Raw genomic sequence first — 12299 nt, 5'->3', positions numbered from 1 at the left:
TTAATCTCTTTAAAGAGACTCTATATATATCGTAAGCGTTACCATATACATACATAAAGGTGACAAAACCAACTTTTCTGCACTAATTGCAACTTCCACGCAAAAAGAGCTGGCAACCGCCAGCTCCTTTCTAAACACTATATATTGATTAATTTCTTCTAATTCGCACTGCTTTTCTTATGTATTCATTCTATCTTGTTAACGCAAAATCATTATGGAATATCGTAGTCAAACACAGTGTTCTCTCCATCTACGGCGACATCCATTACAATATCGGTTAGCTTTCCTTTGACTTGCAGCGGGGAGGCAGCCAAACCGGAAAACGCCAGTTGACCTTTAAATGTTCCATGCGGCTCAATCTCTATATGCACAGGCTTCAGCTGGACAGATTGCAGGGATTCATAGAGCGGATCATCCTGGTGTTTGTAACTGCGGGCCAAGTCAGGCAAAAGCACAGCTGCTACAGGCTCTCTGGTGTAATTTTTGAGTGTCAGGTCACAGTTTACTCGTGTAATGCCATTTTCCAGTACATCATAGGTACAGGAACTATCGTTTTGGACATAGGAAACACCATTGATACCGGACGCCCCCCATTTGGCTACATACATCAATTTATCCGTCATGTAGGAATAACTGAGAACAATAGCGAGAACGATCAGCCAGAGCCGTTTGGCCAGAACCGGATATAATGGCATGATTTCTTTGCGTGTAAGATAGTAGCTGCACGCTAATATACCCATTCCAAAAAATAACGTGATATGCACACCACTTACATAGGATGTGGTATAAGGCGACATGCCTATAGCAGACAACATCGTGTCCCCCACAGAGAAACCGAGGTGATGCTTAAACGTAAAAATGATGCCAAACAGCAATAACATCGCAGAGAACACAAGTCTGGTTCTCGACACACGAACACCCCCTAATCAACCACCTGATTATATCATATATTTCCTTATTATGGTTTACGATCCAAATAAAAAAAGACGCTCCGGTTTTTAACCGAAAACGTCTTTGGTTTTGCAACTCAATTCTACTTTTTCGACAGGAATGCGTCGAGCTGTTCTTGTTTAGCTGCAATGATTTTATCAATACCTGCGGCTTTCAGCTTCTCCAGATATTTCGGGATCATCTCGTTCGGATCTACTGCACCCGATGTCATACCCGGTTTGAACTGTTTGTTCACGTTGTTGACCGCAGCAATTTCGTTTTTGACGGATTGGCTATTGAACGTAAAGCCCAGTGCAGGTGACTTAACGCCTTTGGCATTAAACTCCTTGAACTTTTCCCATTTCTGCGGATCTTCATTATCCCAGAGGTAGTTCAGGAACTGGTTACCTAGCTGCCATTGTGCACCAGGATTATATGTGCGACTGTTCGCATCTACACCTTCCGGCAAGGTAATAATGTTGTCCTGGCCGTCTTTCTTCACATAATGTGTGCCTTCAATTCCGAAGTTGAGCAGGTTGTTGATTTCTTTGTCGGAATGCAGCAGGTTAATGACTTGCATCGCCTTCTCCGGCTGCTCAGAGGAACGGGAGATCGCCAGCATCGCACCGGAAGCATCCCCGGTTGTAATCGTAGGCTGTGTCATCTCGATCTGGGTCAATGGATATCCGACATACCCTTCTTCTTCCTTATCCTTGCCCGGCTTCATGCCATCGGTCCACAGGAAGGCCTTGCCTGCCTTCGCCTGATCTTTCGGGAATACATTGGAAGTTGCTGCATCACTGTTAATGTATCCAGACTGATACCACTTGCGTGCAAGCTCAGCCGCTTCCTTGAATTCAGGGGTCTCCACTTCATTCAGTACCGTCGTTGTACCCGCTGTTTTGGAGATGACGCCTGGAACGGATGCATCACCAAGATAATCCCAGTCCAGATTTTCTAACAGCCCGTTACCATTGGTATTGGACATATAGAATGGAGTGATGCCTGGTTCGTTTTCCTTGATTGTTTTGAGCAGCGGCTCCAGGTCAGCCCATGTTTTTACTGCGGTCAGATCGAGCTTGTATTTGTCAGCCAGATCTTTGCGTACGAGTACACCACGCGTCGCAGCTAACTCCTTGTTGGTAGGAACGCCATAGTTTACGCCATCCACCTGAGAACCTTCCAGAAAGGCTGGATCGAGATTTTTCTTGATATCCTGCCCATACTTGTCAAGCAGATCATTGAGCGGCAAGAAAGCTCCTTTTGCCACATTGACCGTATAATTTTGCCAAGCCGCTGTGAAAATAATGTCTGATTTTTCGCCGGAAGAGATCATAAGATTCAGCTTGTTATCCCACTGCCCCCAGTCGATCGCATTAATCTTGAGTGTTGCCCCAATCTTTGGCTCCATCTTTTTGTTGATCTCAGCTTCCACCAGAGCTACATCTTTCTGTGGTGTCCCTGGATAATACAACGTCACTTCATAGGGCTTGCCCCCAGTCTCCGCTCCACCGCCACCCTGTGCTTCCGGTGTTGTTCCGCCTTTGTCTGATGAGCAACCTGCCAGCACCAGGCTCAGCGCCATAACTGCTGCCGCGAAACGCGGCCATACCTTAAACGTTCTAACCAAGTGAACCCCTCCCGTCATATGTTGGACCCAGCAACCGATTGCCCCAATTCGCAATGTTCCCTAATCTGCAAAAGTCCGTTCGCTTACCGGCCCTCCGGCGTGTCTGTACTCGCTGCTTTTTGTATATGCCCTCTCAGGTCCATCTTCAATTATCCGTTGCCCTCTCCGCTAACCGGCCGGAGTTACCCCTTCACTGCGCCTACGGTCAGGCCTTTGATGAAATACCGCTGGAAGAATGGATATGCCAGTACGATTGGACCAATACCGACTACAGCCATCGCCATCTGCAGTGTTTTATTCGGCAGATTCAGCAACCCGCCCTGTGAGGAAATCTGTGAAGAGACATTGGAATTGGATGTTAAATATTGAATATCGAGCAGCGTCCGGTACATAAGGTACTGAAGACTGATCGTCCGGTTATCAGATATAAAAATCATGCTGAGATACCAATCGTTCCAGTAATTCAATGTGCTGAACAGTGCAACAGTCGCCATCACCGGAAGGGAGAGCGGAAGCACGATACGTGTAAACGTTCTCAATTCACCCGCTCCATCAATCCGTGCCGATTCAAGAATCGATACCGGAATGGAATTGGCGAAGAACGTACGCATGACCAGCACGAAGAACGGTGACAACAGCAGCGGCATGATCAGTGCCAGAATCGAGTTTTTCAAATCCAGTACGTTCACATAGACGAGATACCATGGGACCAGACCGCCATTGAACAGCATGGTGAAAAAGATGAAAAAGGCGAACCACCCGCGATACGGCAAATCTCTTCGGGAAAGCGGATATGCGTACAATGCAGTCAGTGCAACACTCGTTATTGTACCTATCACGGTTACGATAATTGAAATGCCATAGGAATGGATGATCTGATCCATGTCCTTGAACAGAAACTCATAGGCAGTCAGGCTAAACTTCTCCGGAATCAGCTTATATCCGTTCGCAATGACCGTCGTCTCGTCCGAGAATGAGATCGCGAAGACAAGCAGGATCGGCACGATGCAGGCAATGGCATAGAATATAAACATAGCGTGTATGATAGACGCGGAACGCCGCGACACGGCTAATGGATCACGTGATTTCACAGCTGGCTTGCCTCCTCTCAAAATAATGCATTATCTTTGTCCATTCTCCTAACGATGGTATTGGATACGAGAACAAGTACAAATCCGACAACAGCCTGATACAGCCCGGCTGCCGAGGACATCCCGATATCGCCTCCAATAAGGAAGGTTCGGTACACATAAGTATCCAGAACGTTCGTAACCGGGAACAATGCGCCCGATTCCAGCGGAACCTGGTAGAACAGACTGAAATCCGCGTAGAAAATACGACCGATCTGCAGCAATGTCATAATCACGATCAGCGGTATGAGAAACGGAACGGTAATGAAGCGAATCTGATGCCACTTGCTTGCGCCATCCAGCACGGCTGCTTCATAATATTCCTCATCGATGCCTACCACTGCTGCCAGATAAATGACGGCATAATAACCGATATTCTTCCATGTGTTCACCAGTGGCAAAATGTACGGCCAATACTTGGGCTCCGAATACCAGTCAATTGGTTGTCCGCTAAAGAGCTGAAGAATCGTTGAGTTCATGAAGCCCGAATCCTTGCCGAGAAACGCGAGCACCAGATAGCTGACTACAATCATCGACAGAAAATACGGAAGCAGCATGAGTGACTGATACAATTTGGACATCGCCTTGTTCTTCACTTCATTCAACAAAATCGCAAGCCCTACACCTACAAATAAATTCAGCGCAATAAATACCGTGTTATAGGCGAGCGTATTACGTGTGATCTCCCAAGCATCGCTGGTGGAGAACAAATACTTGAAATTATCCCAGCCGCTCCACGGGCTGCCCCAAATACCGTCGGCATAGTTTACATTTTTGAATGCGATCAGAACGCCGAACATCGGCATATAGTTGTTCACCAGCAGAAACAGAATGCCTGGCACAAACATGAGATACAAAACCTTGAATTTACCTAGATTGTACAGGACAGACTTTCGTTTTCGAACCGGTATGTCCCTTCCATCCGATAGACGTGCTGCCTTACCCGCCTGGGGTTGTGTCTTCATAACTTGTTCTCCCTCACTCCTCTTGAATTTCATCCTCAGGATGAAACACCGCTGTGTCTCCTGTGGTTCAAGTATACGGCGGGGCGTTCAGGTCCACTATCTGCTGTGGTGACCTGTTCACTGATCAAATTATGACTTTAGGGCACAAAAAAACAAAAGACGCAGCATGCTGCGTCAAATCTGTACCGTTCGGGACTGTTTGCGAAACTCCTGTGGGGTAATGCCCGTGCACTTTTTGAACATTTTCGTAAAATGAGAGTAATTGTAATATCCGACCTTGCCTGCGATATCCGTCACCTTCACGGTAGACTGGGACAATAACGTCTTCGCTTTGGCTACTCTGCGCTGGAGAATGAATTCGGAAAGCGACATGCCCTTTTCTTTACGAAACAGGCGGGATAGATAGGCCGGATTAAATCCGGCAAAGGATGCAAGTTCTTCTCGCATCAGCTCTTCACCAATATGATTTTCAATGTAAATGCATAACTGGTCCACAATCGTCATTGGACTGTGATCGTCCGGGTACAATACCGGGATGGCACGACTGATCAGGTCTGATGTCCACTGCTTCAGTTGGGGCAGCGAACGTGTCACAACGTTTTCTTCCGGCTCCCGTTCTCCGGGATACAGGCTGCGTACAGATACATTTTTCTGATGCAGCAACGGGTAGATTACATGCAGCATCGCATGATAATACAAGCGCAGAATTTCCGGTGACAAACGCTCCTGTGAAGCCAGTAATTCAAAGATTTCGTCCACACGCTCGCGCAGGTCGTCAAACTTTCCCGTTTCGAACAGGATGGACAGCTCGGAAAACCACGGTATTGGCAGAAAACGATCCTCCGTATCTCGGCCTACCTCGTCATAGATGAAGACCCCTTCAAGCTCGTTGATATTGCGACGCTCCATGTCCATCAGCTCATTCAGCATCCCCTGTAAATCTGTAACAGCAACCGGGACTCCGACGTAACAGGACAATCGACAATAAAAATAGGTACCACACTCCTGAATATAGCTCTGACATCCTTGTGCCATTTCACTCGCCGTAGGTATGATACCGTCCTGTTCGTATGCAAGCACAATATTTAGCCCACTGTGATCCTGAAACACTTCCCCAGGTTTGTCACCAAGCAGCATTTCCTTGGCAGCATTGCGGAGCGCATATTCCAGCACCTCCTCGTCACGCAGATCGAAGTCTCGCACCCATTCTTCGACGGAAATGACAATCGGCAACACGCGCACGTGCGGATCAATCTCGGCTCCATAGACCTCGGCCAGCTCCTGCAGCTTTTGCTGGGTTAAGGTTACGCGCTGTGAGATGGCGTCTTTCCAGAAACGCTCGGTCAACAGTGGTTTATGCGTTTGCCAGCGTTTGTACACCGTCTCATATACTTCATTGGTGCGGGAACGCTGCTCGTCATCCTTGATTTTGTCCATTGCCTGGCTCACAACCTTGATCAGCTGGTCTGCGGGAGCAGGCTTCAGCACATAATCGAAGCTGTTCAGCTTGATTGCCGTCTGGGCATAATCGAACAGGGCATGACCTGTAAGAAAAATCGTCTGCATGCCGGGATCATGCTTTAACACCCAGCTTTGCAGATCCAGTCCCGTTTCACCCGGCATCTCAATATCACAGATCATAATATCAATGGGATGGGATTTCATCAGCATTCTCGCTTCTTCCGCATCACCAGCACTGAATACCTGGTCGATTCCGGCCAGGCTCCAGTTCACTCCTTCCACCATCGCTTGCAAGGCGTATACTTCATCATCCACGATCAACAGGTTCCGCATAGGCTCTCCCTTCTTCTTCTTCCGTCTGAGCGGGCATATGAATATGGACTGCTGCCCCTCCTTCAGTCTGATTGCTGAACTGCAATCCGGCATGTTCGCCGTACTTTACAAGCAGCCGATGAATAACGTTCCAGATGCCAATGTGCTGTCCACCCGGATCTTCGGCGTATTGCCCCTGTTGCAGGCGCTCCAGTATGTCTTGCTCAAATCCAACACCGTTATCTGTAATAGAAATTTGAAGAACCGAAAACAGTTCAGGATCAGATAACGTTTTCGACTTCCGTGCTGTTATACGAATAACAAAAGGTTCTGTGCGACGCTGAAAGCCATGAATAATGGCATTCTCCACAAAAGGTTGAATCGTTAAGGGCGGCAGCACATAATGCCCCAGATCCGGTTCAACATCAAGAACGAAATCCAGCTTGTTGGGAAACCTCAGCTTCTGAATCTCCAAATAATGACTGATATGTTCCAATTCTTCATCCAATCGAATAACACGTTTGCCTGCACGCAGGCTGAACCTGAAATAATCTGCCAGATGCCCCGCCATCTGCTGCACCAGCTCATGCTTTTGCAACGAAGCCAGGCTATGAATGATATTCAATGAATTCAGGTAAAAGTGAGGATTAATCTGCATCTGCAATTGTTTAAACTCTGCTTCCCTCGTGCGCAATTGTTCCTCATACACATCTATCTTCAGATGCTGGATCTCACTTGTCATCTGATTGAAGCTGTGTGTGACAAACTCCAGTTCAGATGAAGACGGCGTCTCAAGCCTCACATCAAGTTCTCCTCGGCTAACCCTTCTCATCCCACGTATGAGCACATTCATCGGACGGAACAGGAGCTGCCTGAGAAAAATCATAGCTGTTATCAGAATGACCGCTGCACCAATCGGAAGCAGGCGAATGATCTGCTGAAAAAATGGCAGGTTTCGCATCATATCCTCCTCTGGCAGCAGGACAACATAGTTCATCTCAGACATGGCTGAGGGAATGCCAAGCATCAGGTACTGACGTGCACTGCCTATAGACGTCACTTCAGAGATCACCTGGTACGGATTATTCAATCCCGTGATATGGGCTGCGGCCAGTTTGATTTGTGCCGAGTTCAGGGCTGAATCGGACAGCGCCCCGCCATCTGCTCCCACGATGACTGCACCTCCCCGGTCACCGGACTCCGTGAATTGCTCGGGGTGATTCAGTGCATTCATGTCCACCAGCGCCCCCGCATAGAACTGGGCGTTGATCCGCACCGTTTTGACCAAGGCATTCCATGTGCCTCCCCGAACGATGCTCCACTCTGGCTTCTGGATTTCCCCCTCCAGCTGCTGCATCTGGACCGGCATGCTCTCCTGCACAATCGACATTTTGACATCATAATTGCCCGAGGTAGCGAGTAACAGATCGTCATTCACGGCATCGTACAGAAAAAATGAATCGATCAGATTATAAAATCCGATATCGGTCATGAATTTGTTCATAATACGCTGTTTGGCAATAATATAATCGCCGCTGCCGTATTTGAGAAAAAACAGGGAGATAATGTCCGGGTCTCGCTCACCCAGACTGTATAAATACCGATTGGTCTCCTGCAGCACACGCTCGTTCTGCTCCACACTCTTCGCAAGATGATTCATATTGGTGAGAGACACTTGATCACGTACAACTTTCATGGCATATACGTTGTTGTAATATAGCAGCATGAATAGTGGCATCATGATCAATGTCAGACCCACGATAAACTTAAAGCGCAATGAACGGATGAAGTTCATGAATTCCCGCCCTTTTGTCTAATCTAGATTTCAGTTCTTTTGCACATTGTTGTAACCGCTGTCAAGATCAAGCGATTTCTCCTGTTTTTTTGATGCTCCACCACTGTATTTCTTCCATCTTCTTCCTTATAATGGCATGTTTATTGTAGTCATACTTGCTTGCATCTGTCTATGTGGTTCCGTGACCTGTCAGTGTCAATTCTGGTGACTTGCTCTTGGCTTACAGTACGTGTTCGAGGGTCCATGCTCTAATTAGTTCTCCATCTGTAAAAAAAATCCTGCTCCACACTCCACGAACGCCCGGTGATGACATGCATACGATATATCACTCCTTGGATTGACATCAAGGATGTAAGGAGGCATGTCCGATGAATATACAACTCGTCCCATTGCATTATGTATATCTGGCTTTTATCGTCTTGATTATCGCCGTCATGGTTCGGCGTAGAGACACAACCATCATTTGTGTCGCAGGTATCATGACCATTGGACTTCTGGCGACTGAAACATTAAGCGGATCGGTTTCCGGAATCTTCAGCAGTTTTATTTACGCAGCCAAGGAGCTGCTCAGCACCATTTTTATCATCTCGATCATTGTCGCCATGAGCCGGGTATTAATCCGGACGGGGATCAATGAAGTCATGGTGACACCACTCACCCGGTTCATCCGTTCTCCACAGGTCGCCTATTGGGGAATTGGATTCATTATGATGATCGTATCATTGTTTTTCTGGCCCTCTCCTGCCGTTGCCCTGGTTGGAGCTGTACTTCTTCCGGTAGCAGTACGAGTCGGACTTCCTCCCATCGGCGCTGCCATTGCCATGAATCTGTTCGGTCACGGCATTGCCTTATCAGGGGATTACATTATCCAAGGGGCACCCAAACTGACAGCTGATGCAGCTGGCCTTCCCGTTACCGCTGTTATGACTGCAAGTATCCCACTTGTCATAGTGATGGGGACGGTGTCTACCGTAACGGCATTCTGGATGCTGCGCAAGGAGATGAAGTCAGGTTCCCCCGTTAAACTCAGTGATCCGATCTCTGGTGAAGCAGTAACCGTTCATCCACCTTCGTCAGACTCTGCGCCGATCTCCGAGGAGCCAGCCGTTCAACGTCAAGCAATGCCCCCACGTTTGCAAAAGGTATTCGCTCTGATCATCCCATTGTTATTCTTAGTCAATGTCATTCTGATGTTTTTACTTAAATTACAAGGCGGTGATGCCACAGCACTAATTGGTGGAACGGCCGTGCTCATTCTGATTGCCGTATCACTTGCCGCGCATCGTCATACAGGTCCGGAAGAAACAACAAACTATTTAATTGAAGGATTTCAGTTCGGATTCAAGGTGTTTGGTCCTGTTATCCCGATTGCCGCTTTCTTTTATCTTGGGGATGCTGCGATCACAGAACTGTTCAACAACCCGCTGCCTGCTGGATCACACGGGATTGTGAATGATTTAGGGGTTGCTCTTGCAGGGCTAGTGCCATTGAATAATACGGTAGGTGCTATAACGATGACTGTGACCGGAGCGGTCACGGGAATGGATGGTTCGGGGTTCTCTGGAATATCCCTGGTCGGCTCCATTGCGTCCATGTTTGCAGGCTCGGCAGATTCCGCACCTGTATTGACGGCACTGGGTCAGGTCGCCGCCATATGGGTAGGCGGTGGGACCTTAATTCCATGGGCCTTAATTCCAGCTGCTGCCATCTGTGGAGTCAGTCCATTTGAACTGGCACGACGCAATCTGAAACCGGTACTGCTGGGATTAACAGTTACTACTATCGTTGCTATCTTTCTAATCTGATTACTTAACCGTGCTATTCGAACTGAAAAGACGTGCGCAAGCGGGCCCATTGCCAAAGCTCATCCTTACTCATTGCGGCCAGATGAAGCATTTCCTCATACGGGTCTCCCTGAAGTCCTAATACAGTAGTGAATGCAGGCTCCGTCTTCAAGCCTTCCAGCTTCAGTTTGCGAATTTCCCGATGTCCTGCTGCACCCCAGAGTTGCAACAATCCCCACTCTACCAGCATGTGAATATAAGCATTCTGCCTGCGTACAGATAGGGACTGAGCGAAAATCTCTACAGGCCAGTTTCCAATTTCCACACTACAGGTCACATAAGGACGCTGGCCAGCACGGCCATCCCCCCTGTCGCATCGAAAACCCTGCATTCCGCCCAGTTGTTGGTGCACCAATGTTTGGAACGCCTCGAGATCCGCTGCCTCACATAATAGATCAAGATCACTTCCAGGAATATCAATATCAATCGGCACTGTTCCAGCCGGATAAGGCTGATAAGCTGCCAATATGCTTAACAATCCACTGGATTGCAACACCTTATATGCATCCTGCTGACGCTCGTTCCCCGAGGCCAAATGTGCCATTACATCCGTAGTTGTAATCATGTCACACCCTCGGGTAGCGGTTCATTCTGACGCTCCTGTAACGACTTGTTTCACTCGACCCACCTGTCCACTGGTCAAACGTACTTTGATCCCATGCGGGTGTGTGGGCGATTTGGTCAACAAATCCTTCACGATACCGCGTGTCAGTTTGCCTGTCGGCTGATCTTGCTTGAGCACGATATCCACTTCAAGACCCGGTTTGATATTTACTCGTTGTTGTCCATTCATGGGTTTCCCTCTCCTCTTCAACGTATTCCATGTCATGTAGCCATAATTTACAAAGCTTCATCTATTGTAGACGTTTTGGATTGAAAACGAAAGCCATGACCAATGTTCAAAAACATAACTGAACTGTTATTTCCGCTTTGAAGAGGGATCAGAAGATTTGCTTTTCATCACTTTCAGAGCCGATCGATAGACTTCATCTGCACTCTTTTCAGGTTCTTTTGTCTCCGTCAGCACCGTTTCGTCTTCCACTTCGGCAGGTTTACGGAAATGAAGCAATGCTTGGCGATAAGCTTGATCACCATCTGTAGTCTGCGTCTCTCTTTTCTGAGGTGAAGGGGTCACTTCCGATGTAGAATCCATCTGATGAATTTCTGTTTGCCTACGATCCTCATGTTCCAAAACTTCTTTATGCTCTGCCTGTTCGTAAATTCTGTCTTCCTTCCGGGCTCGATCTTCTTCATGCGGCAGGACAGGCCCTTCATCCATCTCTGTTATTTTGGAAGCTCGTGCTTCTGCAGCCTTGCGAGACGATCTGGAGTTATAAATCATCAGAAACACAACCCCAATAACAACAATTACCACCAAAATGATCAACATATGAGCATCCTCCTTATCATCCGCCTGTAGGCAGCCTTAATCAATATATTGGTGCCCTATTCTGCGAATAATATTTCACCTTGTTTCGTATAGAGCGACAAAGTAGCGGGAATGCTCCAAACAGGATTGTCAGCAGAAGACTTTCAGCACCAATCAAAGAGAAGGTTTACAGAAAACCGAATCGAGGAGGAATGATCAGCATGAATTCACGTGCCATTTTGATCAATATCATTGTTATACTGGTGATTTTGGGGGCCGGGGCTGCCGGGATCTACTATTACAACCAATCCACCAGCTACGTTAAAACCGATAATGCGCTTGTTACCGGGCAGCCTATCTCCGTGGCTTCCGCAGTAGGCGGTGAACTTCGATCCTGGAAAGGCAAGGTAGGTACAACATTTAATGCAGGCGATACTGTTGCCACCGTCACCGCTGCGGGAAAATCAACATCCGTGACGATGCCTGTTGATGGGACCATTGTACAACAGACCGCCGTCGAAAATTCACTAGTATCTGCAGGTACGCCCCTCGCACGGGCCTATGATTTCAATAACCTGTACGTGACGGCCAATGTAGACGAGACCGCGATTGATAAAATTAAAGCAGGTCAGATCGTCGATGTATATGTCGATGCATTTCCAGACACCACATTGACTGGCAAAGTAGACCAGATCGGACTTGCCACTGCGTCCTCCTTTTCACTACTGCCGTCGTCCAATACCAATGCGAATTACACCAAAGTAACACAAGTCATCCCGATCATCATTACAATCGAAGGATATAAAGGACTGGGTGTGGTTCCCGGCATGAGCGCTACCGTGCGCGTTCATATCTAAGGCTGC

At 47.7% G+C, this 12299-nt stretch carries 11 protein-coding genes; 2 read left to right on the top strand and 9 right to left on the bottom strand.

Annotated features, from left to right (window positions below; translation table 11 throughout):
• Positions 1-212: 212 nt before the first annotated feature.
• The 6 genes from BLS14_RS00835 to BLS14_RS00810 all read right to left on the bottom strand — a co-directional run bounded on the left by BLS14_RS00835 (position 213) and on the right by BLS14_RS00810 (position 8223).
• Positions 213-911 (bottom strand): hypothetical protein, encoded by a 699-nt coding sequence (locus BLS14_RS00835; protein ID WP_063564730.1) that lies wholly within the window; start codon positions 909-911, stop codon positions 213-215.
• A gap of 122 nt (positions 912-1033) precedes the next feature.
• Entirely contained in the window at positions 1034-2560 is a 1527-nt protein-coding gene (locus BLS14_RS00830; RefSeq protein ID WP_090949027.1) for an ABC transporter substrate-binding protein, read from the bottom strand.
• Between the two features lie 182 nt (positions 2561-2742).
• Positions 2743-3651 carry a carbohydrate ABC transporter permease gene (locus BLS14_RS00825; RefSeq protein WP_053783705.1) on the bottom strand — a complete coding sequence of 303 codons (909 nt, stop codon included), beginning with the start codon at positions 3649-3651 and terminating at the stop codon, positions 2743-2745.
• 17 nt (positions 3652-3668) lie between these two features.
• Positions 3669-4655 carry an ABC transporter permease gene (locus BLS14_RS00820; RefSeq protein WP_090949025.1) on the bottom strand — a complete coding sequence of 329 codons (987 nt, stop codon included), beginning with the start codon at positions 4653-4655 and terminating at the stop codon, positions 3669-3671.
• A gap of 174 nt (positions 4656-4829) precedes the next feature.
• Positions 4830-6449, bottom strand: a complete 1620-nt coding sequence (locus tag BLS14_RS00815) for a response regulator transcription factor (protein WP_063564734.1) — start codon at positions 6447-6449, stop codon at positions 4830-4832.
• The gene (locus BLS14_RS00810; RefSeq protein WP_090949023.1) at positions 6424-8223 is read right to left on the bottom strand and encodes a sensor histidine kinase; all 1800 of its coding nucleotides are present in this window, start codon (positions 8221-8223) and stop codon (positions 6424-6426) included. Before BLS14_RS00810 ends, BLS14_RS00815 begins: the two co-directional genes overlap by 26 nt.
• A 368-nt stretch (positions 8224-8591) precedes the next feature.
• On the opposite strand from BLS14_RS00810, the gene BLS14_RS00805 reads away from it, so the two are divergent.
• Entirely contained in the window at positions 8592-10028 is a 1437-nt protein-coding gene (locus BLS14_RS00805; protein ID WP_063564736.1) for a hypothetical protein, read from the top strand.
• A 13-nt stretch (positions 10029-10041) separates the two neighbouring features.
• Here BLS14_RS00805 and BLS14_RS00800 read toward each other — a convergent pair whose 3' ends face one another.
• The 3 genes from BLS14_RS00800 to BLS14_RS00790 form a co-directional block, all read right to left on the bottom strand.
• On the bottom strand, positions 10042-10632 hold the full coding sequence (locus tag BLS14_RS00800) for a DUF4269 domain-containing protein (protein WP_090949022.1): 591 nt from the start codon (positions 10630-10632) through the stop codon (positions 10042-10044).
• Positions 10633-10653: 21 nt separating this feature from the next.
• Positions 10654-10860 (bottom strand): YwbE family protein, encoded by a 207-nt coding sequence (locus BLS14_RS00795; RefSeq protein ID WP_063564738.1) that lies wholly within the window; start codon positions 10858-10860, stop codon positions 10654-10656.
• A 126-nt stretch (positions 10861-10986) separates the two neighbouring features.
• On the bottom strand, positions 10987-11457 hold the full coding sequence (locus tag BLS14_RS00790; protein ID WP_090949019.1) for a hypothetical protein: 471 nt from the start codon (positions 11455-11457) through the stop codon (positions 10987-10989).
• Positions 11458-11657: 200 nt separating this feature from the next.
• Between BLS14_RS00790 and BLS14_RS00785 the strand changes: the two genes are divergently transcribed.
• Positions 11658-12293 carry a biotin/lipoyl-containing protein gene (locus BLS14_RS00785; protein WP_053783698.1) on the top strand — a complete coding sequence of 212 codons (636 nt, stop codon included), beginning with the start codon at positions 11658-11660 and terminating at the stop codon, positions 12291-12293.
• Positions 12294-12299 lie beyond the last annotated feature (6 nt).

The sequence above is a fragment of the Paenibacillus sp. OK060 genome (assembly GCF_900101205.1).
GTDB lineage: Bacteria > Bacillota > Bacilli > Paenibacillales > Paenibacillaceae > Paenibacillus > Paenibacillus marchantiae.
This window is presented reverse-complemented; position numbering and strand designations above follow the sequence as displayed.

Excerpts from the sequence above, each read along its gene's own strand:
- BLS14_RS00785 (WP_053783698.1), top strand. The coding sequence starts at position 11,658 with ATGAATTCACGTGCCATTTTGATCAATATCATTGTTATACTGGTGATT.
- BLS14_RS00795 (WP_063564738.1), bottom strand. The coding sequence starts at position 10,860 with ATGAATGGACAACAACGAGTAAATATCAAACCGGGTCTTGAAGTGGAT.
- BLS14_RS00800 (WP_090949022.1), bottom strand. The coding sequence starts at position 10,632 with ATGATTACAACTACGGATGTAATGGCACATTTGGCCTCGGGGAACGAG.
- BLS14_RS00810 (WP_090949023.1), bottom strand. The coding sequence starts at position 8,223 with ATGAACTTCATCCGTTCATTGCGCTTTAAGTTTATCGTGGGTCTGACA.
- BLS14_RS00815 (WP_063564734.1), bottom strand. The coding sequence starts at position 6,449 with ATGCGGAACCTGTTGATCGTGGATGATGAAGTATACGCCTTGCAAGCG.
- BLS14_RS00805 (WP_063564736.1), top strand. The coding sequence starts at position 8,592 with ATGAATATACAACTCGTCCCATTGCATTATGTATATCTGGCTTTTATC.
- BLS14_RS00820 (WP_090949025.1), bottom strand. The coding sequence starts at position 4,655 with ATGAAGACACAACCCCAGGCGGGTAAGGCAGCACGTCTATCGGATGGA.
- BLS14_RS00790 (WP_090949019.1), bottom strand. The coding sequence starts at position 11,457 with ATGTTGATCATTTTGGTGGTAATTGTTGTTATTGGGGTTGTGTTTCTG.